General features: G+C 71.8%; 21 protein-coding genes and 1 pseudogene. 6 read left to right on the top strand and 16 right to left on the bottom strand.

Features of this window, described 5'->3' with window-relative positions; genetic code table 11:
* Positions 1–215, top strand: a pseudogene (locus MFF54_RS21800) (1-deoxy-D-xylulose-5-phosphate synthase); the annotation flags it as partial.
* A 67-nt stretch (positions 216–282) separates the two neighbouring features.
* On the opposite strand, the gene MFF54_RS21805 reads toward MFF54_RS21800, so the two are convergent.
* From MFF54_RS21805 to MFF54_RS21825, 5 genes are all read right to left on the bottom strand, one after another.
* Positions 283–1,278, bottom strand: coding sequence for an NAD(P)H-dependent glycerol-3-phosphate dehydrogenase (locus MFF54_RS21805; protein WP_238306363.1), 996 nt, complete (start codon positions 1,276–1,278; stop codon positions 283–285).
* The gene (locus MFF54_RS21810) at positions 1,275–2,204 is read right to left on the bottom strand and encodes a GNAT family N-acetyltransferase (protein ID WP_370880326.1); all 930 of its coding nucleotides are present in this window, start codon (positions 2,202–2,204) and stop codon (positions 1,275–1,277) included. Before MFF54_RS21810 ends, MFF54_RS21805 begins: the two co-directional genes overlap by 4 nt.
* A gap of 35 nt (positions 2,205–2,239) precedes the next feature.
* Positions 2,240–3,295: a tRNA (adenosine(37)-N6)-threonylcarbamoyltransferase complex transferase subunit TsaD gene (gene tsaD / locus MFF54_RS21815; protein ID WP_238306364.1), complete on the bottom strand. Its 1,056-nt coding sequence runs from the start codon at positions 3,293–3,295 to the stop codon at positions 2,240–2,242.
* Positions 3,296–3,388: 93 nt separating this feature from the next.
* Positions 3,389–3,598, bottom strand: coding sequence for a TOBE domain-containing protein (locus MFF54_RS21820; protein ID WP_238306365.1), 210 nt, complete (start codon positions 3,596–3,598; stop codon positions 3,389–3,391).
* 67 nt (positions 3,599–3,665) lie between these two features.
* Positions 3,666–4,022: a DUF2293 domain-containing protein gene (locus MFF54_RS21825; RefSeq protein WP_238306366.1), complete on the bottom strand. Its 357-nt coding sequence runs from the start codon at positions 4,020–4,022 to the stop codon at positions 3,666–3,668.
* A gap of 128 nt (positions 4,023–4,150) precedes the next feature.
* Between MFF54_RS21825 and MFF54_RS21830 the strand changes: the two genes are divergently transcribed.
* Entirely contained in the window at positions 4,151–4,420 is a 270-nt protein-coding gene (locus MFF54_RS21830) for a hypothetical protein (protein WP_238306367.1), read from the top strand.
* Positions 4,421–4,501: 81 nt separating this feature from the next.
* Here the strand turns inward: MFF54_RS21830 and MFF54_RS21835 are convergent, their stop codons facing one another.
* The 5 genes from MFF54_RS21835 to MFF54_RS21855 all read right to left on the bottom strand — a co-directional run bounded on the left by MFF54_RS21835 (position 4,502) and on the right by MFF54_RS21855 (position 8,427).
* Positions 4,502–4,831 (bottom strand): integration host factor subunit alpha, encoded by a 330-nt coding sequence (locus tag MFF54_RS21835; protein WP_238306368.1) that lies wholly within the window; start codon positions 4,829–4,831, stop codon positions 4,502–4,504.
* Between the two features lie 128 nt (positions 4,832–4,959).
* Positions 4,960–5,934, bottom strand: a complete 975-nt coding sequence (locus MFF54_RS21840; RefSeq protein ID WP_238306369.1) for a beta-ketoacyl-ACP synthase III — start codon at positions 5,932–5,934, stop codon at positions 4,960–4,962.
* A gap of 152 nt (positions 5,935–6,086) precedes the next feature.
* On the bottom strand, positions 6,087–7,124 hold the full coding sequence (gene plsX / locus MFF54_RS21845) for a phosphate acyltransferase PlsX (protein WP_238306370.1): 1,038 nt from the start codon (positions 7,122–7,124) through the stop codon (positions 6,087–6,089).
* A 227-nt stretch (positions 7,125–7,351) separates the two neighbouring features.
* The gene (locus MFF54_RS21850) at positions 7,352–7,858 is read right to left on the bottom strand and encodes a YceD family protein (RefSeq protein WP_238306406.1); all 507 of its coding nucleotides are present in this window, start codon (positions 7,856–7,858) and stop codon (positions 7,352–7,354) included.
* Positions 7,858–8,427: a ubiquinol-cytochrome C chaperone family protein gene (locus tag MFF54_RS21855; RefSeq protein ID WP_238306371.1), complete on the bottom strand. Its 570-nt coding sequence runs from the start codon at positions 8,425–8,427 to the stop codon at positions 7,858–7,860. Before MFF54_RS21855 ends, MFF54_RS21850 begins: the two co-directional genes overlap by 1 nt.
* A gap of 171 nt (positions 8,428–8,598) precedes the next feature.
* Here MFF54_RS21855 and MFF54_RS21860 point away from each other — a divergent pair, with 171 nt between their 5' ends.
* A complete protein-coding gene (locus MFF54_RS21860) occupies positions 8,599–9,096 on the top strand; it encodes an outer membrane protein assembly factor BamE (RefSeq protein WP_238306372.1) in 498 nt (165 codons plus the stop codon).
* A 432-nt stretch (positions 9,097–9,528) separates the two neighbouring features.
* On the opposite strand, the gene MFF54_RS21865 is transcribed toward MFF54_RS21860, so the two are convergent.
* The 3 genes from MFF54_RS21865 to MFF54_RS21875 all read right to left on the bottom strand — a co-directional run bounded on the left by MFF54_RS21865 (position 9,529) and on the right by MFF54_RS21875 (position 20,112).
* Positions 9,529–10,893 (bottom strand): aminotransferase class I/II-fold pyridoxal phosphate-dependent enzyme, encoded by a 1,365-nt coding sequence (locus MFF54_RS21865; RefSeq protein WP_238306373.1) that lies wholly within the window; start codon positions 10,891–10,893, stop codon positions 9,529–9,531.
* Positions 10,890–18,323, bottom strand: coding sequence for a type I polyketide synthase (locus tag MFF54_RS21870; protein WP_238306374.1), 7,434 nt, complete (start codon positions 18,321–18,323; stop codon positions 10,890–10,892). Before MFF54_RS21870 ends, MFF54_RS21865 begins: the two co-directional genes overlap by 4 nt.
* A 469-nt stretch (positions 18,324–18,792) precedes the next feature.
* Positions 18,793–20,112, bottom strand: coding sequence for a UDP-glucose dehydrogenase family protein (locus tag MFF54_RS21875; RefSeq protein ID WP_238306375.1), 1,320 nt, complete (start codon positions 20,110–20,112; stop codon positions 18,793–18,795).
* Positions 20,113–20,382: 270 nt separating this feature from the next.
* Between MFF54_RS21875 and argB the strand changes: the two genes are divergently transcribed.
* The 3 genes from argB to MFF54_RS21890 all read left to right on the top strand — a co-directional run bounded on the left by argB (position 20,383) and on the right by MFF54_RS21890 (position 22,504).
* A complete protein-coding gene (gene argB / locus MFF54_RS21880; protein ID WP_238306376.1) occupies positions 20,383–21,276 on the top strand; it encodes an acetylglutamate kinase in 894 nt (297 codons plus the stop codon).
* 71 nt (positions 21,277–21,347) lie between these two features.
* Complete coding sequence (locus tag MFF54_RS21885; RefSeq protein ID WP_238306377.1) at positions 21,348–22,079, top strand: pyrimidine 5'-nucleotidase; 732 nt, start codon at positions 21,348–21,350, stop codon at positions 22,077–22,079.
* Positions 22,076–22,504 (top strand): metallopeptidase family protein, encoded by a 429-nt coding sequence (locus MFF54_RS21890; RefSeq protein ID WP_238306378.1) that lies wholly within the window; start codon positions 22,076–22,078, stop codon positions 22,502–22,504. The genes MFF54_RS21885 and MFF54_RS21890 overlap by 4 nt, the downstream gene beginning before the upstream one ends.
* On the opposite strand, the gene MFF54_RS21895 is transcribed toward MFF54_RS21890, so the two are convergent.
* From MFF54_RS21895 to MFF54_RS21905, 3 genes are all read right to left on the bottom strand, one after another.
* Positions 22,501–23,739, bottom strand: a complete 1,239-nt coding sequence (locus MFF54_RS21895) for a peptide ABC transporter permease (protein ID WP_238306379.1) — start codon at positions 23,737–23,739, stop codon at positions 22,501–22,503. The two genes, MFF54_RS21890 and MFF54_RS21895, sit on opposite strands and share 4 nt — an antisense overlap.
* 139 nt (positions 23,740–23,878) lie before the next feature.
* Positions 23,879–24,403 carry a DUF2937 family protein gene (locus MFF54_RS21900; RefSeq protein ID WP_238306380.1) on the bottom strand — a complete coding sequence of 175 codons (525 nt, stop codon included), beginning with the start codon at positions 24,401–24,403 and terminating at the stop codon, positions 23,879–23,881.
* A 222-nt stretch (positions 24,404–24,625) separates the two neighbouring features.
* Positions 24,626–25,630 (bottom strand): WD40 repeat domain-containing protein, encoded by a 1,005-nt coding sequence (locus MFF54_RS21905; protein ID WP_238306381.1) that lies wholly within the window; start codon positions 25,628–25,630, stop codon positions 24,626–24,628.
* Positions 25,631–25,639 lie beyond the last annotated feature (9 nt).

Here is a 25,639-nt window from a genome sequence, read left to right on the forward strand (position 1 = left end):
ATCTGCTGTCGGAGCGGGGTGTTCTGGACGCGATGCGGGTGCGGGTGCGCACGCTGACGCTGCCGGACACCTACCAGGACCACGACACGCCCGACCGGATGTACGCCGAGGCCGGCCTCGACGCCGCCGCGATCGTTGCCAAGGTCAACGAGGTCCTGCCCGAGCGCAAGGCGCGCGCGTCCAACGTAGTCAGCGTCGCCCGTCGCCAGCGCTGAGCGGCTCTCCCTCTGCCCGCACGGCGTAGAGGGGGCCACAGCGGCGAAGCGAGGCTCGGACTGGGGCCTACTCCACCTCGCCCTTGAGCGGGCGCGCCATCAGGCGCGCCACCACCGCGTCGACACGCGCCGCGCCCGCCACGATGTCGGCGACCGCCTCGGCGATCGGCATCTCAAGGCCCTGCGCCCGGGCGAGCGCCACCAGGGCCGCCGCCGTGAAGGCCCCCTCGGCGAGCTTGCCGCCGGCCGCGGCCTCCGGGGTCGCACCCGCGCCCAGCCGCTCGCCGAAGGCGAAGTTGCGCGATTGCGGCGAGGAGGCCGTAAGCACGAGGTCGCCGAGGCCCGACAGGCCCATCAGCGTCTCGGGCCTGCCGCCGTAGAGACGGGCGAAGCGCATCAGCTCCGCGAAGGCCCGGGCGATCAGCGCGGCGCGCGCGCTCTCGCCGAGGCCGCTGCCCGCCACGATCCCGCAGGCGATCGCCAGCACGTTCTTGCCGGCGCCGCCGATCTCGACGCCGCGGACATCATCGGTGTGGTAGAGGCGCAAGGTCGGTCCGGAGAGACGGTGCGCGAGGTCGGCCGCGAGCCCGGCCTCGGCCGCCGCGAGCGTCACGGCGGTCGGCAGGTTGCGGGCGACGTCCGCCGCGAAGCTCGGACCGGAGAGCACCGCGACCGGCGTGCCGACGGGCAGCGCCTCGGCCGCGACCGCGCTCATGAAAGCGTCCGTACCGCGCTCGATGCCCTTCGCGCAGAGCACGATGGGCGCGCCCGGCGGCAGGTGGGACTTGAGCTGTCCGATCACCGCGCGGGCGGTCTGGGCCGGGGTGACGAGGAGTACCGTGCCGGCCGCGGCGAGGGCGCCCGCATCCGCGGTCGCCCGGATGCCGGGGTGAAGCGGCACGCCCGGCAGGTAGCGGGCGTTCTCGCGGCCCCGCTCGATCCGGGCGGCGGCCTCCGGGTCGCGCAGCCACAGCGTCACGGGATGGCGGCCCGCCACCGCGTTGGCGAGCGCCGTGCCCCAGGCGCCGCCGCCGATCACCGCGACCGATCCGTTCTGGCTCATGCGCTTCCTCCGGGCAGGTCCGGTTCGCGGAGATCCCGCGCGTCCATGCGGTACAGGATATGGCGGCTCAGGGGATGATCCGCCGGAATGGCGGGGTGGGCGAAGGTCCCATCCGGGCGCATGCCCAGCCGTTCCATCACCCGCCGCGAGGCGCCGTTGCCCTCCGCCGTGTAGGCCACCACCGCCGGCACCCCGCAGCGCTCGAACAGGTCGGCGAGCACCGCGCGGGCACCGCGCGTGGCGATGCCCCGGCCCCAGGCGGTGCGGGCGAGACGCCAGCCGATCTCGACGCCTGCGCCCGGCCGCTCGCCGCCCGGGAACGGCATCGGTCGCATCATCCGAAGCGCCCCGACGAAGCCGACGAAGCGGCCCGCCTCCTCGACCGCCCAGGGGCCGAACCCGTCCGCCGCGAAGCGCCTGTCGAAAGCGCGCGCCTCGTTCAGGCTCTCGGCACGGCTTCGCAGGCTCGGGAAATGCGCCATCACGGCCGGGTCGGCGTTGAGGTCCGCGAAGGGCGCGTCGTCGCCCCTCTGCCAGCGCCGCAACAGGAGGCCGCCCGACGCAACGAGCCGGTCGGGCGCCGCCGGCGCCCGGCCCCTGCCGCGCCAGAGCAGGGAGCGGCGGTTCAGGAGATCGAGATCCGCGCGGCCCGCGAGGACAGCCTCGCCGAGCTCGATCGCCAGCCCGAGCCGCTCCGGCGGCAGGTTGGCCCAGGCCGGTGCCCCCACGCTCTCGCGCCAGGGGCCGCCGCAGGCATTGTCGAGCAGGATGCGGGCGAAGCACTGGTCGAGACGCGCCGGCCAGTCCGGACGCGCGCGGGCGGCCTCCGGCAGGCGCCGGTCGACGAGGTCGCGCCAGCGCGCCTGGGGATCGGAGGCGGGCGCGGCTGTCGGTGCGGTGGCCGGTGCCGCGACACGAAGGTCCAGAAGATTGCCGCGCGGCAGAACGAGGCGGGGCGCCCTCACACGATGACCGCGGCGCTGCCGGGTTTCTCCGCGAAGGGCCAACGGGCGCGGGCCGGCACCGTGAGATCGTCGGTCAGCCCGAGGCGCAGGCGCTCGAGGCCAGCCCAGGCAATCATCGCGCCGTTGTCGCCGCAGAGCTGGAGCGGGGGCGCCACGAAGGCGAGGCCGGCCTCGCCGGCAAGCGACGCGAGCGCGCGGCGGATGGCGCCGTTGGCCGAGACGCCGCCCGCCGCCACCAGGGCCGTCGGGTGGCCGGCCACGCCCGAGAAGGCGCGCAAAGCCACGCGCGCCCGGTCCACCACCACGTCGGTGATCGCAGCCTGGAAGCTGGCGCAAAGGTCGGCGACGTCGCGCTCGGCCAGCGGTGCGATTCGCTCGGCCTCGATGCGGAGCGCCGTCTTCAGGCCGGAGAGCGAGAAATCCGCCTCGCGCCGCCCGAGCATGGGGCGGGGCAGGCCGAAGCGCTCCGGGTCGCCGGCTTCCGCCATGCGCTCGACCTCGGGGCCGCCCGGGTAGCCGAGGCCCAGGAGCTTGGCGACCTTGTCGAAGGCCTCGCCGATGGCGTCGTCGATGGTGCCGCCGAGGCGCACGTACTGGCCGACGCCCTTCACGGCGACGAGCTGGGTGTGGCCGCCCGAGGCCAGCAGCAGTAGGTAGGGGAAGGCGAGCCCGTCCGTGAGGCGGGCGGTCAGCGCGTGCGCCTCCAGGTGGTTGACCGCCAGCAGCGGCTTGCGGGTGACGAGGGCGAGCGTCTTGGCCGTGACGAGGCCGATCAGCACGCCGCCGATCAGGCCGGGCCCGGCCGCCACCGCGATGCCGTCCAGATCGTCGAGGCCGAGGCCGGCCCGGTCGAGGGCGCGGTCGATCAGCCTGTCGAGCACCTCGACATGGGCGCGCGCGGCGATCTCCGGCACGACCCCCCCGTAGGCGGCGTGCTCGGCGATCTGGCTCAGCACCTCGTTGGCGAGGATGGACGCGCCGCCCTCCTCGTCGTGCGCGACGATGGCGGCCGCGGTCTCGTCGCAGGTGGTCTCGATGCCGAGGATCTTCATCGGTGGATTGTCCGGGGCATGCCTTGGGGCGTTCCTTCTACCCGCGCGGCACGCCCCGTCGCAACGCGCCGCGCGGGCAATCCCCGCTTGCCCTCAGTCCACCGCCACCATGACGTCGGAGGCCTTCACCACCGCGTAGGCGTCCGAGCCGACCGTGAGCTTCAGCGCGTCGACGGAATCGTTGGTGATCGCCGCGGTGACGACCTGACCGGGCGCGACCTCGATCTTCACATGCGCGGTGGTGGCGCCCTTCTCGACCGAGACGATCTTGCCCTTGAGCACGTTGCGCGCACTGATCTTCATGGCACCCGTTTCCTTACCTGCGCCGGAGCGGCGGGGATCCTGTAGCAGGCTCGCACGGCAGGGCACCTCACGATTCGGCAGGATCCTCGCCCGCATCCGGTGCATCCTCGGGAATGGGCGCCGCCCCCCAGCCGGTCAGTACGGCGTTCAGCGCGTCGAGCACGAAATGCCGGGCGCTGTCGCGGTCGTAGCCGTCGGCCAGGAGGTCGTCGTACTCGGTGAAGACGTGGCGGGCATAGGTCACCAGGGCGAGCCTGGCCGCGGTTTCGGGGGCGGCTTTGCGCAGGCCGGGGCTCAGGAGCGCCCGGTCGAGTGTGGCCTCCACCTCGAAGTCGGGCAGGCGCGGGGCGAGGCGCCGGAGCGCCTCCGCGACGCGCGTGCGCCGGTCCGTCGCTGGTCCGGGCCGGTCAGGTCTCACGGGCATCCCCTTTTGTCGCCTTCCCACGCACGGCAGTGCTGTCATAATCCCGACCGGCGCGCGTTCGATCCTGCGTGCCAAGGAACCTGCGTGCCAAGAACAAGGCCCCGCGCGGGCCATGGGAGACCTCGTCCATGCGCCGTATCACGTGCCGTTCCGTGCCCCGCGCGGCCCTCGCGCTGGCCCTGGCCCTCGGCGCAGCGCCGGCCCTCGCGCAGTCGGGCACGGCCCGCAGCCTCACGGCCACGGGTCAGACGAAGCCGCCCGGTGCCGTCGCGGGCGCGCCCATGAAGCCGATCAACGAGGCCGCGATGCTCAAAGCGCAGCAGGCCGCCGAGGCCCGCAACAAGGCGTGGGACAGCAAGATGCGCTCGACGCTGGGCTCAATCTGCCGGGGCTGCTGAGGCGGGCCCCCGGACGGCTCTAGACCTGGTTGTCACGCGCGCTCTTGCGCCGAACCGGCCTCCACTTCGGCGGAGAGCGCTCTAGTCGTCGTCCGATTCGTCGGCGCCGTTCACGACCTGCGCGCCGTTGATGCGGGCCTTCAGCACGTTCGAGGGCTTGAACACCATCACCTGCCGGGGCTCGATCTCGACCTCGACCCCGGTCTTCGGGTTGCGCCCGACCCGGCGGCCCTTGCTGCGCACTACGAAGGAGCCGAACGAGGAGAGCTTCACGGTCTCGCCCTCGGCGAGACAGGTGCAGATCTCGGACAGGACAGTCTCGACGAGCGCCGCGGACTCGGCGCGGGACAGCCCGACCTGCTGGTAGACGGCCTCGCTCAGATCGGCGCGTGTGACCGTCTTACCCGTCATGCTTCACCCCCTTGGAGATTGTCGGGATACAGCCGTTTACGACGTATCTCTATGATGCGGCACGCTAATCGGCGCTCCGGCCGGGGTCAACCGCGCGCCCGCGCATGACCCGCGGAAATCTCCGGCCGCTACCAGCGGATCAGCGCGGCGCCCCAGCTGAAACCGCCGCCGATCGCCTCGATCATCACGAGATCGCCCTCCCGGATGCGTCCGTCGCGGCGAGCGACGTCGAGGGCCAGCGGTATCGAGGCGGCCGAGGTGTTGCCGTGCCGGTCGACCGTGAGGACGATCTTGTCGCGCGCGATCCCGATCTTGTCGGCCGAGGCCTCGATGATGCGGCGGTTGGCCTGATGGGGCACGAACCAGTCGAGGTCGCCCGCCGTCGCGCCGGCGCGCTCCAGCGCGTCCACGATCACGTCGGTGACGGAGCCCACCGCGAAACGGAAGACCTCGCGGCCCTCCATGCGCAGGTGCCCGGTCGTGCCGGTCGAGCCCGGACCGCCATCGACGTAGAGCTTCTCCCGGTGGCGCCCGTCCGAGCGCAGGCTGGAGGCGAGCACGCCGCGCCCTTCCGCGGCTTCGGCCTCGCGGGCCTCCAGCACGATGGCACCGGCGCCGTCGCCGAAGAGCACGCAGGTGGTGCGGTCCTCCCAGTCGACGATGCGCGAGAAGGTCTCGGCGCCGATCACGAGGGCGCGTCGCGCCCCGCCCGTCGTCAGGAACTTGTCGGCGGTGGTCACCGCGAAGACGAAGCCGGCACAGACCGCCTGCAGGTCGAAGGCCGCGCCCTGCCGGATGCCGAGCGCCGCCTGGATCTGGGTCGCGGTGGAGGGGAAGGTGTGGTCGGGCGTCGAGGTCGCGCAGATCACGAGGTCGATGTCGTCGGCGCTCAGCCCGGCATCGTCGAGCGCGGCCTGCGCCGCGCGGGTACCGAGGACCGAGGTGGTCTCCTCCGGGCCCGCGAGATAGCGCTGCCGGATGCCGGTGCGCTGGACGATCCATTCGTCCGAGGTGTCGACCCGCTCCGTGAGCTCGGCATTGGTCACCACCCGGGCGGGCAGGCTCGATCCGGTGCCGAGCACGACGGAACGCAGGCTTTTCATCGTGTTCCTTCCCGGAGCGCCCGGACCGTCCGGCCCGCCGCGCCCCATCCCTCATCCATCGGAACGCGTCCGGTTCCGTACCCGGTTCCGACGGGGTGCGGCCTCGCGCGTCCGGGCTCGCCGCTCCGGCGGGCCGCTGTCGTCTGCGTCCCCTACACCCGCGCCATCGTGGTCGGCGTCTCGTCGAGCATGTCGCGGATCGTCCGCATCAGGTCGTGGCGGGCCATGTCGTGGGCGAGATCCACCGCCGAGGCGAAGCCCGCCGCGTTCTCCGAGCCGTGGCTCTTGATGACGATGCCCTCAAGGCCGAGGAACACGCCGCCGTTGGCCCGGCTCGGGTTCATCTTGTCCTTCAGCGCCCGGAAGGCCTGACGGGCGAAGAACGCGCCGATCTTGGCCGAGAGCGTGCGGGTCATCGCCGCGCGCAGGTAGCTGGAGATCTGCTTGGCGGTGCCCTCGGCGGTCTTGAGCGCGATGTTGCCGGTGAAGCCCTCCGTCACCACCACGTCGACGGTGCCGCGGCCGAGATCCGTGCCCTCGACGAAGCCATGATACGAAAAGTTGGCAGCATCGTGCTCGCGCAGCAGGCGGGCAGCCTCCTTCACGGCCTCGTTGCCCTTCATCTCCTCGGTGCCGACATTGAGCAGGCCGACCGTCGGGCGCTCCAGGTCGAACACGATGCGGGCCATGGCCGAACCCATCACGGCCATCTCGACGAGGTGCTCGGCATCCGTCCCGATGGTGGCGCCGACATCGAGCACCACGCTCTCGCCGCGGATCGTTGGCCAGAGGCAGGCGATGGCCGGACGCTCGATGCCCGCCATGGTCTTCAGGCAGATCTTCGACATCGCCATGAGCGCGCCGGTGTTGCCGGCCGAGACGGCGGCATCCGCCTCGCCGTCGCGCACCGCCTGGATGGCGCGCCACATCGAGGACTTGCCCCGGCCCTGGCGCACGGCCTGGCTCGGCTTGTCGTCCATCGCGATCGCCACCGTGGTGTGGCGCAGCTCGACCGCGCCCTTCAGCCGCGGCTCGGCCTCGATCAGCGGGCCGACCACGGCCTCGTCGCCGAACATGATGAAGCTGGTCTCGGGATGCCGCTCGCGGGCGATGGCTGCGCCCGGCACGACCGTCGACGGCCCGTGATCGCCGCCCATGGCGTCGAGCGAGATGCGCACGCGTTCTGACATGGTCTCTGGCGATCGCGGCCTTTGCAGCGGCGTCGGACGAGGCGTTGGGCCTGGCCGTTCGCGCGGACGTAAGCGGGTGTGGAGCGGGCGACGCGCGACCGCTCCGGCGGCGGGTCCCTCCCGCCATCGGCCGACGCGGCGAGCCTTGCCCGGCGCGCCGGAAAATAGCGATCCAGCCCCGCCGGGCAAACGATTTCTGCGGGGTCCCGGTTGCAGCCCCCGCAGCCTCACCTCTTCTCGTCGCGCAGTTGCTGCAGGGCCGCGAAGGGGTTCGGATCCTCGCCGGCCTGGACCGGCTCGAAGCTGACGCCGGGCTTGCGCGGGTAAGGGTCGAGGCCGAGTGCTAGGAACTCGGCGGTCAGCGCGCCGAAATCCAGGCGCCCGCCGACGATCGGGTCCGGCACGTCGGCGTCCTCCGCATCCGTCCCGGCGAGCTGATCGGTGTCGGTGAACTCGACCTCTACGGGCTCGCTCACCTTGGACTCGAACGGCTCAAGCGTCACGCTGCAGACCTGGGTCACCTGGGCCTCGACCGTGCCGGTCACCCGCAGACGGTTCAGCGAGCCCGCGATGTCGAAGCGGCCAACGAGGTCGCGGATCGCCGGGATCTTGAAGTCCCGGGCCAGCGCCTCGGCTTCCGCGGGGCTCGCCTCGACGGTGACGCTGCCGCGCCCCTGCGGCAAGCGGTCGACGTTCACCACCCGCGAGAGCGGGCCGGCCTTGTCCGTGTGCATCATACGCTCACTCCTGCATTCCTGAAGGCTGCCGGCTCGGGGAAGCGCGGCCCGGTCTCCAGCAGCCCGTCGAGGTCGCTTCCCTCCAGCGCTTGCGCCGCCGCCCGCACATAGGCCGCGAGCCCGGCCGCCTCCGCGTCGGCGTGCACCGCGCCGTCCTGGCCGAGGACGTTGCGGGCGAGCGCGGCGCGCAAAGCCGCCATGTCGTCCGCGTCGAGGGCCGCGTCGTAGCCCTCCGCCCGGCCGTAGAAGGCGGCACCGAGCTTCTTCATGCGCTTGGGCACGCCGAAATCGCCAACGCCGAGTTCGCGGAGCGCTGCATCGAGCTGGAGGAACACCGCGTTGACGAGGTCCTGCGCCACGTCCGCGGCGGGGTCGGGCAGCGCCCGCATCCGGCGCAGCACGAGGATGACGTGCAGGCACAGCGCCTCGAACCGGCCCTCGACGGTGTCGGGCACGCCGAGGTCCGTATAGAGTGCCGGCGCGCGCGAGGCCTCGTTGATGCGCAGGTGCAGCGTCTCGATCAGGCGCCGCCGGGCGTCCCCGCGGCGGAAGAATCGGGCGATCATCTCACGTCCTCGCCGGTGCCGGCCGGCTTCTCCCCGGCCGTGTGGCCGAGCTTGCCTTGTCAAAGCCATAACCCCGCGGTACGGCAACCCACCGTCAAGGTGCAAGCGTGGCGGGCGCCGTTTTTCCGGGCGCGCGCACGCCTTCCAACACAGCGACTGCAAGGGGGGCCGATGCGGCGCCGTCTCGTCTCGTCACTGGCGCGTGCCGCCCTCATCAGTGGTCTCGGCGTCGCCCTCTCGGGCTGCATCGGCGAGGAAATCCGCCACGGCTACCAGCTCGACCAAGCCGCGCTCGCCGCGGTGAAGCCCGGCATGAGCGCCGAGCAGGTGCTCCAGACTCTGGGCACGCCCTCGACGGTGTCCACGGTCGGCAACAAGTCCTGGTACTACATCTCGCAGAACACCAGCCGCACGGTGATGTTCCTCGGCGAGCGCGTGGACGACCAGAAGGTGACGGCGGTGTACTTCACCCCCGCCTTCAAGGTGGAGCGCGTGGCCCTCTACGGCCTGCAGGACGGAAAGGTGTTCGACTTCATCGAGCGCACCACGCCGACGAGCGGCCAGGACCGGGCCTTCCTCAGCCAGCTCTTCCGCGGCCTGACCCGCTACGAGCCCTTCGGCAGCGGCTCCGGCACCAGCATCGTCCCGGGCGCCAACCGCGGCATGTGAGGTGAGTGGGGGAGGGCCGTCAGGCTCTCCCACACCCGCGGCCGAAGCGTCGCGGCGAGCCTCCCCCGCGGTCTTCCGACTTCACGCAGCAGGTGCGGATACTCTCAACGCTCTACCTCCCCCCTCTGCGGGGGAGGGTGGCCCGCGAAGCGGGTCGGTCGGGACAAAGTCCAGTAGAGAGGGGAGCCCGGGTTTCCGGTAAGGCCGCCTGAGCGCGTGAAGGGCGTAGCCCTTACCTGCACCGTCGCACCCCTCTCTGCGGGACCTGGTCCCGACCGACCCGGCCTTACGGCCGGCCCCACTCCCCCGCAGAGGGGGGAGGGGATGCACCTCGGGCAAAGAGGATTGATCGGAAGCAATCGCGCGCGTCTTAGGCATTCACGCACGCGCGCGGAACGGTGCGGCCGCGTCCGGGACGCACAGTCGCCGGTGTCAGACGCGCTTGGCCAGCAACTGCTCGATCAGCGAGCCGCCCTGCTCGATCGCGGCGAGTTCCTCCGCCACCGCCGAGACGGTGTCGCGGATCTGCTCGGCCGTATGCTCCGAGGTCATGAAGAAGCGCAGCCGCGAGGCCCGCTCCGGCACGGCCGGGTGGATGATCGGCTGCACGTTGATGCCGCGCTTGTAGAGGCGATCCGAGAGCGTCACCGACTTCAGCGAGTCGCCCACGATCACCGGTATCACCGCGAGACCTAAGCTGAAGCCGGTGTCGAGCCCGTGCTTCTTGGCGCAGTCGAGGAAGAGTCGGCCGTTCCGGCGCAGGCGCTCGACCCGCTCCGGCTCGGCCTGCATCACCGCAAGGGCAGCCTCGGCCGCGGCGGCGAGCGGCGGCGACATGCCGACGCTGTAGACGAAGCCGCCGGCCGTGCACTTCAGGTACTCGATCAGCGCCGCCGGGCCGCAGATGTAGCCGCCGCAGCCGGAGAGCGTCTTCGAGAAGGTGCCCATCCAGATATCGACGCTGGTCGGGTCGATCCCGGCATGCTCGAACAGTCCGGCCCCGGTCCGGCCGAGGACGCCGAGGACGTGGGCCTCATCAACCATCAGCCACGCGTTGTAGCGCTGCTTCAGGGCGATCAGGCCGGCGATGTCCGGCGCGTCGCCGTCCATGCTGTAGAGGCCCTCGACCACGATGAGCGCCCGCCGGTGCTCGTGGCGCGTCGCCTGCAGCAGGGTCTCCAGGGCGTCGAGGTCGTTGTGGGCGAAGGAGCGCCGCTGCGCGCCGGAGAGCTGCGCCCCCGTGACGATCGAGTTGTGGCTGAGCGCGTCGTGGTAGATCACGTCGCCGGCATCGAGCAGCGCGCCGATGGTGGTCACGTTGGTGGCGTGCCCGCTCACCATCGCGACGCAGGCGTCGGTGCGGTAATGGGCGGCCAGCGCCTTCTCGAGGCTGATATGGCCCGGGCGCTCGCCGGCGACGACGCGGCTCGCCGAGGACGAGGTGCCGAAGGCGTCAATCGCGGCCTTGGCCGCCGCGGTCACCGCCGGGTGCCCGTTCAGGCCGAGATAGTCGTAGGACGAGAAGTTGACGAAGGGCCGACCCGCGATGCGCGTCGTGGCACCGGCCTTCGTCTCGTGGACGTGGAAGAAGGGGTTGCCCAGCCCGATCAGGTCGGCGGCCGAGCGCTGCAGCTTCAGCTCCCGGTAGCCCGGCAGCGATTCGAAGCTGAGGACGGAGGGATCCTGGGCGGGCTCGGCAGCCCGAACCGGTTGCGGCCGGGGCGGCGTGCGCCCCAGCCGGTTCGTCACAAAGCCTGCCAGAGCGGCGCGCCCCCCGTCCGGCTTCGGATTGCTCATGGAAGGATCTCTTTGATCTCGCGACTGTTCTGCTCGACGAGGTCCTGGAAGGGCGCGATCGCGGCCGCGTCGACCTCGCTGCCGACATGCTTCGAGGCGAGGCTGAGCGCGACGCCGGCAGCCTCATCCATAGGCGCCGAAACCGCCTGAATTAAGGTCTCGGACAGCTCGTTCACGGTGAGGCCCGACGACAGGCCGGCCGGCGGCGAATCGAGGCCGAAGCGCTCCTGCAGGCTGGCACCGAGCTCGACGCCCATCAGCGAGTCGAGGCCGATCTCGGAGAGCTGGCGCACGCGGCTGATGTCGTCCTTCGGCAGGCGCAGGATGCGGGCGATGTCCTCGACGATCGCGTCGGCCACGGTCTTGCGGACCGTGTCGAGGTCGCCGCCCTTGAGGAGGGCCGCGATGTTGATCGTCGCGACGGTGCCGGCCTCCGCCTGCTGGTCGGAGCCGAGGTCGCTGTAGCTCGGCGACTTGAGGGTGGCGAGACGCTCGCGCGCCTTGCCCCAGTGCATCGCCGCGATGGCGACGACCGCCTCGTCCGGGCTCTGGCCCTGGGCCTGCAGCGCCTCTTCCATCAGGTCGAGGCAGCGGCGCGCCTCCATTGGCGTGACGCCGACGCGCGACGACAGCGTCTCCATCACCGCCTTGTTGCGGGCGAGCATGCCGACATCGCCGATCGCGCCCCAGGCGACGGCGAGCGCCGGCAGGCCCCGGCGGCGGCGCTGGCGGGCGAGCCCCTCCATGAAGCCGTTGGCGGCGACGTAGGCGCCCTGGCCCGGGTTGCCGATGAAGGTCGTGGCCGAGGAGAAGACCACGAAGTAGTCGAGCTGACGGTCGCGGGTCGCCGCGTCGAGGTGCTGGGCGCCGATCACCTTCGGGCCGATCACCGCGTCGAGATTGGCCGCGTCGATGTTGGCGATCAGGCCGTCCTGCAGCACGGCCGCGGCGTGGATCACGCCCGCGAGACGGCCGCCCTTGGCCTCGATGCCCGCGATCAGGCGATCGACCGCGGCCCGGCTGGTGATGTCCACCGCCGGAGCCTCGACCGTGACGCCGCGGGCAGCGAGCTCGGTGACCGCCGCCTTCGCTTCCTCGCTCGCCGCGCCCTTGCGGCCGCAGAGCACGATGTGCTTGGCGCCGCGATCCGCGAGCCAGCGCGCCGCCTCCAGGCCGAAGCCGCCGAGGCCGCCGGTGACGAGGTGCACGCCCTTGGGCGCGATCGCGAAGCTCGAGCGCTGCTCGGCCGGGACCCGGCCGGGCTTCGGCGGGCTGATCACGATCTTCCCGATATGGCCGGATTGCTGCATCAGCCGGAAGGCGTCGGAGGTCTCCTCCGCCGTGAAGGGCTGGAAGGGCAGGGGCTTCAAGCCGCCCTCGCCGAACAGAGCCATCACCTCGCGGAACAGCCGCGCCCCGTCCTCGCCCTGGTGCTGGAGCACCTGATCGAGATCGACGCCGAAATAGGAGAGGTTCCGGCGGAACGGGCGCAGGCCGATATGGGTGTTGGCGACGTAGTCGCGCTTGCCCAGCTCCACGAAGCGGCCGAACGGCTTGAGCGCGTTGAGCGAGCGCTCCATCGCCTCGCCGAACAGGCTGTTCAGCACCACGTCGACGCCCGAGCCCGTGATTGCCCGGATCTCGTCCACGAAGGCGAGCGAGCGGGAATCGAGCACGTGCTCGGCGCCGAGCGCCTTCACCAGCGCCCGCTTCTCACGCGAGCCCGCCGTCGCGATGACGCGGGCGCCCTTCAGCTTGGCGATCTGCAGCGCCGCGAGACCGACGCCGCCCGCGCCGCCATGGACCAGCACCCACTCGCCGCGTCGCAGGCGGGCGAGCGAGACGAGGCCGTAATAGGCGGTGAGGAAGGCGACCGGCACGGTCGCGGCCGCCATCGGGTCGAGCCCCTCGGGGGCGGGCGCCACCACGAGGTCGGGCACCACGATGTGGGTGGCGAAGCCCGACTGGGCAAAGGCCACGACCGGGTCGCCGACCTTGAACGTCGAGACGCCCGCGCCCACCGCGGCGACGCGGCCGGCGCATTCGAGGCCCAGCCGCGGACCCGCGAAGCCGTCCTCGAGGATCTCCTCCGGGAGCATCGAGAGCGCCCAGAGCACGTCGCGGAAGTTGAGGCCCGTGGCCTCGACGGCGATCTCGACCTCGCCGGGGCCGGGCTTGCGGCGCTCGGCCGGGCCCCAGACCATCTCGTTGAGGCCGCCGGTGTTGCTGCGCTCCAGGCGCGCGGCCTCGGCCGGCACGGCATCCGCCGCACGACGACGCGCGGCGCCCGGATGGAAGCGCACGACCTGCGTGCGGTCCTCGTCCAGCACGATCTCCGTCTCGGGCGTGCCCGACAGGATGAGGTCGCGCAGGCGCTCGGAGGCACGCTTCGAGGACATCTCGGGCGCCAGATCGATGCGGCGCACGTCGAGGTTCTGCACCTCGTTGGCGAGCGTGCGCGAGAAGGCCCAGACGCCGGCCTCGACGTTGGTCGCCTGTCCGCCGCGCTCGCGGGTGGCGCCGGGCGCGACAACCCAGAGCCGGGTCTGGCGGCTACCCAGATGCTCGATGCAGCGCTTCAGGCTGAGGCAGCGGTCGCGCAGGCGTTCGGCCGCCTCGCCGCCGCGGGTGAAGGCGCCGGCCAGGAACACCACCGTGTCGGGGGTCTCCCGCTCCAGCTCCATCAGCGAGGCGTCGGAATCGAGGATGATCGAGACGTGGACGCCGCTGGCGACGAGCAGCGTCGCGAGCGAGGAGGCAGTCTCGGCCGCGAACTCGTCGTCCGAGCCGATCACGAAGGCGAAGGTCTGGGCCGGGGCCGGGGCCGGACGGGCCGGCGCCTCGGCGATGAGGAGCAAGTCGTCGCCGTTGGCCGAGGCCGCGCGCTCCGCCGAGACGCTGACGAGGCCGGTGGCGCTCAAGCTGCGCTGCCACCCCGCGATGTCGTCGAGGCGACCCACCGGGAGGTCGCCCACGCCCGCCTCGAACCAGCTCGGGGTGAGGCCGAAGACGAGGTCGCGGAACAGCGAGGCGCCGGGCTCCACCGCGATCATGAGGCCGCCGGTGGCGAGAGCGTCGGCGAGCTGGCGGGGCAGCTCGCGCTCGCCGCGGTGGAGGGCGCCGCTCGTCAGCACAAGGTCGAAGGCCGCCGCCGACAGTTCGTCGGCGGTCTCGGCCACGGTGACGCCGCGCGGCAGGGCGAGGCGGGCGCGCTCGGCGAGGCGTCGGTCGGTGTCGAACACGGTGAGCCGCGCTTCCACCTCGTCCGCGAAGGTCGCGACTTGGGCCGAGAGCGGGCCGAAGCCGGCCTGGAGGATGCGCAGCGCCCGGTCCTTCGGCAGGCGCTCGCGCGCCGCCTCGACGATGCGGGCCACCACGTCCGCCGCGTGGCGCGCGGTGGCGCTGCGCAGGGTGAAGGCGTCGAGCGCGTTCTGCGGCAGGGTCGGGGCGTCGGTCAGCTGCCCGGCGAGCAGACGCTCGACCAGGGCGCCGACATCGGCGACGAGCACCAGCTCGGCCGAGAGCTCCGGATGGTCGGCCGCGATCCAGCGCACGATCTCGTCGGGCGCGGGCAGCGCCGAGCCGTCGTTGAGCGTCCAGGCGGCGCCGGCCTGCTCGGCCAGACCGCTGCTCTCGAGCGCCAGCAGCGCGTTAACGAGCCACGGGCGCAGCTCGGCCGGTACCCGGGCGTCGGCCGCGACCCGGCCGCCCTCGGCGAGGCCGGAGGCCAGACGGTAGGCGAGGGAGGTCGCCCAGCCCTCCAGCAGCAGGTGGCCCGGCGAGAGGCCGGCATCGGCCTGCGCCTTCGCGGCCTCGACCGCGGGCTTCAGGCGCACGGCGATCGTCGGGCGCCGGTCCATGGGCACGGCGGTCGGCTCGGTGGCGAGCTCGGTGGTCTGGGTGATGGCGTAGGCGGCCAGATCGTCGCCGCCCTTGGCGCGCAGCGCCTGGAACCGGCCCTCGCGGATGGTGGCGACGACGGCACCGTCCGTGTCGAGGACCGTGAAGTCGGCCAGGATGCTGCGCTCGTTGCAGCGGCGGGTGCGGATCACCGCGCGGGCAATCGCGACGCCGGGCCGCACGAGGCGGATCTCGCCGAAGCGGACCGGGATGTAGGCCTTGCCGGCGTTCTCGCCGAGGAGATCCGCGAAGAGCAGGATCAGGCCGTGGAAGCAGGCATCGAGCCGCGCCGGCACGAGGCCGTAGCGGGCATCCGCCTCGGCCGGGACGAGGTCGGAGACGATGGTCTGATCATCGAGCCGCGCCGAGAGCGCGACCTGCCGGAAGCTCGGGCCGAAGCCGAGGCCGGCGGCGAGCGCCTGGGCGTAGAGCGCCTCGCCGGTGACCGCGCGGTCCTCGGGCATCTCGACGTCGGGGGCGACGGCCGGGGAGAAATGGCCCTCGACCACCTTGGCGGAGGCGTGGAGCTGCCAGGGCGTCTGGGCGAGGCGCGGACGGCTCAGCACCTGGATGCCGTTGCCCGAGCCCGAGAGGCGCACCGCGACCTCGCGCAGCGCCTCCTCGTTGAACACCATCGGCGCGTGGATCTCGAAATCCGCGAGCACGATCTCGTCGCTGCGCAGGGCCTCGCGGGCGCAGGCCAGCGCCATCTCGACGAAGCCGGCGCCCGGCATGATCGCCTGGCCCTCGATGCGGTGGTCGTCGAGCTCCGGCACCGTCACGGTGTCGACGAAGCCGTTCCACTCCAGGCCGTCCGGCGCCGTGCGCGAGCCGATCAGCGGGTGGTAGTGCCGCGCGGAGGTCGCGCCGACGCTCTCCGTCGTCTCGGCCAGCCGGAAGGAGCGGCGCTGCCAGGGATAGGTCGGCAGGCTGATCGCGCCCTTCGGGGCGGCTCCGAACAGCAGGGCCTCGTCGACTGCCGCGCCCTGCACCAGGGCGGCGCTGACCGCCTTGGCGATCGGATCGCCGCCGGCCTCCTTGCGGTGCATCACGCCGACCACGGCGTTGTCGATGCCGAGCGGCTCGATCGCGTCGCCGACATGGGACATCAGGGTCGCGCGCGGGCCGACCTCGACGAAGATGCGGGCGCCCTGGCGGGTCGCCTCCTGCACCGCGTCGCAGAAGCGGACCGGCTCGCGGATGTTGCGCCACCAGTAGGTCGCACCGAATTCCTCGCCCGCCAGGATCTTGCCGGTGACGGTCGAGACCATGCGGGTGGTGCCCGCGGAAGGCTTGAGCCCGGCGAGGTCGCGCAGCAGCGGCTTCTCGGTCGGATCCATGATCCGGCCGTGGAAGGGGTAGTCGAGGTCGAGCTTGCGCCCGCGGCGGCGCTTGCGCGAGAGGGCCTTCAGCGCCGCGTCGATATCGGCGACCGGCCCCGCGACCGTGACGGCCTTCGGGCTGTTGTAGGCGGCGATGTCGAGGGCGGGGAAGTCCTTCAGCGCGCCCGGCACCTCCTCGACGGGCATCAGCAGCACCGCCATGGTGCCCTGGCCGCGCGTCGTCTCCTGGTGGTGGCTGCGGTAGAAGATCACCCGCACGGCCTGTTCGAGGCTGAGGATGCCGGCGGCCTCGGCCGCGGCGATCTCGCCGACGCTGTGGCCGAGCACGTAGGCCGGGTTCAGGCCACGGGCGCGGAGCGCCGTGGTCGAGGCGCTCTGGATCGCGAAGATCAGCGGCTGCGATACGCTGGTGAGCGCGAGGCGCGCGTCCAGATCCGCGGCCTCGAGAGCCTCCTTGAGCGACCACTTGGCGTAGGGCTCGAACAGGGCGTCGATGCGGTCGAAGGCGGCGCGGAACGTGGCGTTCTCGGCGTAGGCCTCGCGACCCATGCCCGCCCACTGGCTGCCGTTGCCCGAATAGATGAAGGCGACCTCCGCGGCGCGGTCGATCGCGGTGCCGGTCACGGCGTCGGCCGCGTCCTCGCCCTCGCCCTCGCCGACGGCCCGCAGCGTCGCGGCGACGTCGGTCCGGCCGTCGAGCGGGATCGCGAGGCGCGCGTTCAGGCGCTCGCGGCGGTGGGCCGCGCCAGCGGCGATCCGCCTCGTCTCCGCGGCGTCGGCCTGCGCGAAGCGCTCGGCGTAGTCGAGCGCGAGGTCATTCAGCGCCGCGCGGCTCTGGGCCGAGAGCAGCAGCACTTCGGGGCCCTGGTCCGCTGGACCCGCCATCGCGACGCGCGCCGTCGGCTCCGCGTCGCTGAGCACGACGTGGGCGTTGGTGCCGCCGAAGCCGAAGGAGTTGACGCCCGCGAAGCGCTCGGTCGGCCCGCGCGGGATCGCGCGGGCTTCCCGCACCACGTCGAGGTTCAGCTCGCCGAACGGGATGTCGGGGTTGAGCTCGGCCGAGTGGAGCGAGGCCGGGACGAGGTCGTGTTCCAGCGCGAGGCTCGCCTTGAGCAGGCCGGCGAGGCCCGAGGTCGGCTCGGTATGGCCGATATTGGTCTTGATCGAGCCGATCGGCAGCGGCGCCTTGCGCGAGCGCCCGAGCTTGTTGCCGATGGCCGAGGCCTCGATCGGGTCGCCGACCGGCGTGCCGGTGCCGTGCGCCTCGACGAAGGCGATCCGATCGAGGTCGATCTCGGCTTCGCGGTAGACCTTCTCAAGGAGCGCGCCCTGGGCGTAGCCGGAGGGCAGCGAGATGCCGGTGGTGCGCCCGTCCGAGTTCACGCCCGAGGCCACGATGCGGCCGCGCACGGTCGCCTCGGCGCGCATGGCGGCCTCGGCCGATTGCAGTACGAGGACGACGCCGCCCTCCGAGCGAACGTAGCCGTCGGCATTGGCCGAGAAGGCCTGGCACAGGCCGGTGCGCGAGAGCATCTGCGCGTTCGAGAAGCAGATGAAGTTGAACGGGCTCGCCAGCACGTTCACGCCCGCCACGACCGCCGTGTCGATGCGGCCGGACTGGATCGCCTGCACGGCGTTGTCGAGCGCGACGAGCGAGGACGAGCAGGCGGTGTCGACCGTGAAGCTCGGACCCTTCAGGTCGAAGATGTAGGAGATGCGGTTCGAGAGGATCGAGAGCGTGTTGCCGGTGGCCGCGTAGGCGTCGCCCGACGAGGCGTCGAGGATGCGCAGGTTGCCGTAATCGAGCGATGAGGCGCCGACGAACACACCGATCTGCGAGCCGGCGACCGCGGAGGGACGAAGCCCCGCATCCTCCAGCGCTTCCCAGGTCAGCTCCAGCAGCAGGCGCTGCTGCGGGTCCATCTGCTCGGCCTCGCGCGGCGAGATGCCGAACACCGCCGGGTCGAACGACCAGACGTCGTCGAGCACGCCCGCCGCCCAGGTGTAGCTCTTGCCGCGCTCCTGCGCGCGCGGGTGGCCGAAGCGGTCGAGCGACCAGCGGTCGTCGGGAACGCGGCTCACCGCGCAGCGCGGCTCGGTCAGAAGCTGCCAGAGGCCATCGACGCTCGAAGCGCCAGGCAGGCGGCAGGCACGACCGACGATGGCGATATCTGTACGTTGAGTCACGTTCGGTTCGCACACGCTCGTTACGGGAGCCGATTCGTCCGCCGGCCACGGGGCATTCCCTTGATCCCTTAGTATGGCTCCAATGCGGAGGCAAACCGGCGAGAGCTGGGACGATGTGGGCTGTTGCCCGATTGCACCGGGCTGTGGCATGTATTCATCAGACGCTATGCAGCCATTCTTGGCCTATGGCATTGACAAAGCGCAGTCAGACGATCGGGTTTGTTGCGCTGCCGCAGCATCGTTGCCTTAATTCGGCCGCACTGCCTATGGCCCCGCGGGCCGGATGTTCGATAGCGGGTGCGGTTCGACTTGCGTCGATCCGGATGCAGGGCTGTCGATGCCGAAGGTCTCGTCGCGGTCACGCGTCATCGACCGATGACGTGTCGCCATATGCAGTCGCGTTCCGGAACAGCCCCGCTTCGGTATTGGCCCCATGCCGTGGCGGCATGGGACGGCGGTAAGGCGGACCTCAGGCCTCCCCGCTGCCGGGACGGCCGATGCTGACGTAGTGGAACCCGTGCCGCTGCACGCTCGCGTGATCGTACACGTTGCGCAGATCCACCAGGACACGGCCCGCCATGACCTGCGCCAGGCGGGCGAGATCGAGGGCCCGGAAGGCGTTCCACTCGGTGACGATCACCAGGGCATCGGCGCCCTCGGCGCAGTCGTAGGCGTCGCGCGCGTAGGCGACGTCCCGGAGCAGGGGCTTGGCCGCCTCCATGCCCTCCGGGTCGTAGGCGCGCACCTGCGCCCCCGCGTCCTGCAGGCCGGTGATGATCGAGAGCGCGGGCGCATCGCGCATGTCGTCGGTGTTCGGCTTGAAGGTCAGGCCCAGCACCGCGATCGTCTTACCGCGCACCGAGCCGCCGCAGGCCAGCACCACCTTGCGGGCCATGGCACGCTTGCGTTGATCGTTGACCGCCACCACCGTCTCGACGAGACGCACAGGCGTGCCCGCGTCCTGCGCGGTCTTCACCAGCGCCAAGGTGTCCTTCGGGAAGCAGGAGCCGCCGTAGCCGGGCCCTGCGTGCAGGAACTTCGCGCCGATGCGGTTGTCGAGCCCGATGCCGCGGGCGACCTGCTGCACGTCGGCGCCGACCTGCTCGCAGAGGTCGGCGATCTCGTTGATGAAAGTGATCTTGGTGGCGAGGAACGCGTTGGCGGCGTACTTGGTCAGCTCGGCCGTGCGCCGGCCGGTGACGAGGATCGGTGCCTGGTTGAGGAAGAGCGGGCGGTAGATCTCGCGCAGAACCTCCTCGGCGCGCGCGTCCTCGGCGCCGACCACGATGCGGTCGGGGCGCTTGAAGTCGCCGATCGCCGCGCCCTCGCGCAGGAATTCGGGATTGGAGGCGACCGAAACTTCGGCGTCGGGCCGAATCTCCCGGATGATGCGCTCGACCTCGTCGCCGGTGCCGACCGGCACGGTCGATTTGGTCACCACCACCGTGAAGCCGTCGACCGCCTCGGCGATCTCGCGCGCGGCCGCGAACACGAAGGAGAGGTCGGCGAAGCCGTCGCCGCGGCGGGAGGGCGTGCCGACCGCGATGAACACGGCGTCGGCGGCCGCGACCGCGGGCTTCAGCTCGGTGGTGAAGCTGAGGCGGCCCTGCTGGACGTTCTCGGCCACCAGCGCGTCGAGGCCGGGCTCGTAGATCGGCATGCGGCCGGCGTTCAGGGCCTCGATCTTGGCCGGGTCCTTGTCGACGCAGACAACCTGATGGCCGAAATCCGCGAGGCAGGTGCCGGAGACGAGGCCGACATAGCCGGAACCGATCATCGCGATGCGCATGGACGACTTTCCTGTGATCCCGGGATCCCGCCTTCCCGGACGGACCGAACCCGCCCCTCGCCGGGATTCGCGGTGAGATTGAGGCGGCGGTCCCGAATGGCGCAGCTTTTGCCCCATGCCTCCTCCGGGGACCAGTCCCCGTGGAACGGACCATCACGAAGCGATCAAGAAGCGCCCGTATGACCGCCGCGCGCCCGCGGCTTCGCAGGCGCCGACACTTCCGCTAGAAGTCCGCCCGCTCGGGGTGCCGACCGGGCGCGAGGGAATGCGATGACCGAACTGCCCAACGTGCACGTGCGCGCCGAGGTCCTGGCCCAGGCCCTGCCCCACATGCAGCGCTACGACCAGGAGATCGTGGTGATCAAGTACGGCGGCCATGCCATGGGCGATCGCGCGGCGGCGGAGGATTTCGCCGAGGACATCGTGCTGCTTGAGCAGTCGGGCCTCAAGCCGATCGTGGTCCACGGCGGCGGCCCGCAGATCGGCCGGATGCTCGACCGGCTCGGCATCCAGTCGGAGTTCCGCGGCGGGCTCCGCGTCACCGACGAGCCCACGGTCGAGGTGGTCGAGATGGTCCTGGCCGGCTCGATCAACAAGCAGATCGTCGGCTGGATCTCGGCCGAGGGCGGCCGGGCGATCGGCCTGTGCGGCAAGGACGGCAACATGGTCCGCGCCAAGCGCGCGACCAAGACGGTGCGCGACCCCGACAGCATGGTCGAGCAGGTGGTCGATCTCGGCCTCGTCGGCGAGCCGGAGCATGTCGAGCGCGGCGTGCTCGACGCGGTGCTGAAGGCCGAGCTGATCCCTGTTCTGGCCCCCGTGGCCTACGGGGCGGACGGGCAGACCTACAACGTCAACGCCGACACCTTCGCCGGTGCCATCGCGGGCGCGTTGCGGGCCAAGCGCCTCCTGCTGCTCACCGACGTGCCGGGCGTGCTCGACAAGGACAAGAACCTGATCCCCGAACTCACCGTCGAGGATTGCCGGCGGCTCATCGCGGACGGCACGATCACGGGCGGCATGATCCCGAAGATCGAGACGTGCATCTACGCGATCGACCAGGGCGTCGAGGCGGTAGTCATCCTCAACGGCAAGGTCAACCACGCGGTGCTCTTGGAGCTGTTCACCGATTACGGCGCCGGCACCCTGATCCGCAGGGCCTGATACGTCTGGCCTGAGCCCGTTCCAGCGGCCGGGCGCGCCCCGGCCGCCCCCACCGCGCCGTCGAGAGCCTCGTGTATCTGCCCGAAGCCTGTCGCCTCACCACCCCCGACGCCCGCGGCTTCGACCGCGTGGACACCTGGGTGTTCGACCTCGACAACACGCTCTACCCGAGCGACGCGATGGTCTGGCCGCAGGTGGACGAGCGCATCACGCTCTACGTGATGCGCCTCTACGGGCTCGACGGGATCTCGGCCCGGGCGCTGCAGAAGCACTTCTACCACCGCTACGGCACCACCCTGAAGGCGCTGATGATCGAGGAGGGCGTCGACCCGCACGACTTCCTCGATTTCGCGCACGACATCGACCACTCGACGATCCGGCTCGACGCGGCTTTGGGCGACGCGATCGAGCGCTTGCCGGGGCGCAAGCTGATCCTCACCAACGGCTCGCGCCGCCACGCCGAGCGGGTGGCGGAGAAGCTCGGCATCCTCAGGCATTTCGAGGACGTGTTCGACATCGCGGCGGCCGATTTCGTGCCCAAACCGGAGCGCTCGACCTACGAGCGCTTCCTCGACCGCCACGGCATCGACCCGACACGGGCGGCGCTGTTCGAGGACATCGCCCGCAATCTCGTGGTGCCGCACGATCTCGGCATGGCGACCGTGCTGGTCGTGCCGAAGATCGCCGACCCCTACCGTGAGGCCTTCGAGCAGGCGGCGGTGCAAGAGCCGCATATCGACCATATCACGGACGACCTCGCGGGCTTTCTGGAACACTGCGTCCTGCCGGTGAAGGCGCCGTGAGCCCCGAGCCCGACACCGCCGCGCTCGCCGCCGCCAAGGCACCGAGCCTCGCCGAGATCGAGGCCCTGGCGGACGCCGCCTTCGCGGGCCTGCCCGAGGAATTCCGCGCCCTCTGCGCGGGCGTGCGCATCGTCGTGGACGATTTCCCGGACGCGGAGACGCTCGCCGAGATGGACTGCGAGTCCGAGTTCGACCTGCTCGGGCTGTTCCGCGGCGTCGGCCTCGCGCAGGCCGGCGAGGTCGTGACCGGGCAGATGCCGAACGTGGTCTGGCTCTACCGCCGCCCGCTGCTCGACTACTGGGCCGAGCACGACGAGACGCTCGGCCACCTCGTCGCCCACGTGCTGATCCACGAGATCGGCCACCATTTCGGCCTGTCGGACGACGACATGGCCCGGATCGAGGACGCGGCGGAGATCGCCTAGCCCATTTCCCCGTCCCGAATCCGCCGCAGGCGGCTGATCTTCGGGCGGCTGGTGCGGAACTGGCCGCGCTCGATCGCCACGAAGACGAGGATCGTCAGGGCGATCGCGGTGAGCCACCAGATCACGGTGAGCCCCACGCCGATGCAGGCGATGGTGAAGGCGCTGGCGAAGGCCGCCATCGCACCGGGTACCAAGAGCGGGTTGTCGCGGCCCGCCCGCCGGATCGAGGCGTAGAGCGCGAAGGCGGCGGCGAGCGAACCGACCACGCCGAGCTCGTACCAGAACTCGAACAGCGCGGTCGTCGGCGCGTTCATCGGCACCAGCCCGGCGAAGCGGCCGCGCAGCGCCGTCTCGAAACCGTGGCCGGTGATGAGGCGGAGCGGCTCCGAGGTGACGACCTTCTGCCAGCTCTTCAGCGACAGCACGCCCGGCGCCAGCGGCCCGAACAGGGCAGCGCCGATCGGCCGGGCGATGAAGGGCAGGAGCGGCGCCGCCGCGAGCAGGCCCGCGCTGATCCCGGCCGTCAGCAGGACGCCGAGGCGTGGCCGGAAGCTCGTCACCGCGAAGGCCAGAGCGCCGACCACGAGTGCCACGATCTGCGTGAGGTTCGGCGAGATCGCGAGCGCGGCGGCCACCGCCAGCGCGATCGCCAGCGCCTCCCGGTCGCGGCGGCGCGAGCGCAGCCACGCCACGGCCGGCCAGACCAGCAGGGCGAGCAGCGTCAGGCCGCGGTTGAGCGCGCCGTCGTCCTCCGCGCTGCCACGCATGAGCTGCTCGCCGAACAGGCCGAGCAGCACCGCGACCAGGGCCGCGACGGTGACGCCGAGGGGCAGCAGGTAGAGGTTGGCCGACCGCATCCGGTCGGGCAGCGAGAGATAGCCCATCATCGTCAGCAGGATCACCGCGACGAGGTTGGCCAGACGCTCTGCGGCCGACCCGAGGAAGGGCGTCCAGGCGAGCGAGAGGGCGGACCAGAGCACCACCAGCATGCCCGCCAGGAAGGCCGGCGAGCCGAGGAGGCGTATGCCGAGAGGCCCGAGGCGGCGCTGGCGCCCGTCGATCACGCTCGCGATCACCAGGAGCACGACGGCGATCGGCGCCAGGATGATGGAGGCGCGGCGTGCCACCTGGGCCACCACCGGCACCACCACGAACAGCCCGAAGAACCCGACGCGCCGCAGAAGCGCGGCGGCATCGAGGGCCGGATCGACGGTCGGGTTCGGTGAACGCGCCATGGGTTCGCGACTCTGAGCACGGATCCGGTACGAGCGGAGGCTCGCACGGCTTCGTGACTCCTCCCTAGTGCAACCCGCGGGCAAGCGGCTGTAGATGCACGGACACACCATGCCCGCGATGCGGCGCCACGAGGCGGCCTCAGGCGGTCGTCGTCTCGGCCCGCGGCCGACGCCGCACCGCGCGGCGGCCGACATCCGACACCACGCGCCAGCCGCCCCAGGCGGCCAGGAAGCCGAGGAGCCCGGCCACGAGCCCGTCCGCGGTGGTCGGCACCGCCGGCTGGTAATCGCTTAGCGTCGCCCGCATCAGCCCCGGATCGGGATGGCGCAGGATCGCGACGGTGCGCCCGAGCGGGCTCGTCGCCTCGGCGAGCGCTTGCTGCTGGGCGCTCAGGGCGGCGAGGCGCTCGATCGTGGCGCCCGCCGCCGCGCCGCGGCGGGCGACAAGCGCGTCCGGATTGCCACGCAGGCGGTCCACCGCGCCGTCGCGGGTGTTGCCGGTGGCGCGCGCGTCGGCGTCCAGGCTCGCGACCTCGCGGCGCAGCTCGTCCACGGCGCCTCCGAGACGCTGGGCGTATTGCTGCGCGAATTCCGGCGCCTGAGCGGCGACACCGCCGCCGAGGAGCCCGAGCGCGAGGCCGAGGGTGCGGAACACGGCGAACACGGTGACCTCCGATGATGCGGCCGGGACAAGAGCATGCCGAGGCGCCCTGGGCCAGAGCCGAGCGCCAGGGCATGGATTCCGAGGGTCGAAACCTTCGGCGGGTGCAGGGTGGAACCCTGCGATTGAAACCATCGGCCCGGCTTCGCCGGCTCGGTGGTTTTAACCCGAGGCTCTGCTCCGGGACCCTGCGTAAAGGTCTGACACCCTTGGGGATCCCCGGCCTCAGGCGGGAAGCGTCAGCAGGCCGGCCTGCCCATCGGTGCAGCCGAAGGCGAGGCGGTTGCCGCGGCGGTCCCAGGCGAGCGCCGAGATCCCGCTCGCCTTCACGGCCGGGCGGACCAGCAGCTCGGCCGCGTCGCTGAAGCGGACGAGCAGGATGCAGCCGTCCTCGTAGCCGATCGCCAGAACCGGCGCCTTCGGGTGGAAGGCCACCCGCGAGACACGGGCGGGGCGCACGCCGCACTCGCGCGGGGCCTTGCCGGTCGGGCCCTCCTTCGAGTCGAAGGGCCAGATGATCGCGGCCTCGGCGCCGCTGGTGGCGAGCCACTTGCCGTCCGACGACCAGCCGAGCGAGCGCACCTTGGCGGGGTAGCCCGACATCCGCATGTGGCCGGGATCGGGCTGGAGGCGCCAGCCGTGCAGGGCGTTCTCCTGCATCGTGGTGACCACGAAACGCCCGTCCGGCGACCACGTCACGTCGATGTGCGAGCCCTTCCATGCGACCACCTCAGGCGGGGTCTCCAGGTTCGGGTACCAGAGGCTGGCGCCGTTGTAGTGCGCGACCGCCAGCCGGTAGCCCTTCGGTGCGAAGGCGAGGCCACGCCCGGTCGACGGCGCCTCGAAGGTGCGCTCGCGGCGCTTGGCGTCGAGGGCGACAACGCGGCGGCCGGCCGAGAAGGCCAGTCCCCCGTCCGGGTGCAGCGCCAGGGCGTCGATCCAGGCGTTGTTCCTGGCGATGGCCGTCTCGGTGAGCGTCCCGTCCTTCCCGATCGCCACCACGCGCCCGTCGTCGCCGCCCGTGAGGAGGCGGGACCCGTCCCCGGCCGCCACGAGGATCGAGCCTTCCGGATGGGCCGCCGCGCGCACCGCCTCGCCATCGGAGGCCAGCACGACCGTGCCGTCGCCGAGCGCCAGCGCGAGCGTCTCACCGAGCCAGTGCGCCGCCGTCACGTGCGCGCCGGCCTCGACCGGGGCGACGTGGCTCGTCAGGGAGGCGGGGGTGCTCATGCGCGGATC

Source organism: Methylobacterium gregans, from assembly GCF_022179245.1.
GTDB classification, from domain to species: domain Bacteria; phylum Pseudomonadota; class Alphaproteobacteria; order Rhizobiales; family Beijerinckiaceae; genus Methylobacterium; species Methylobacterium gregans.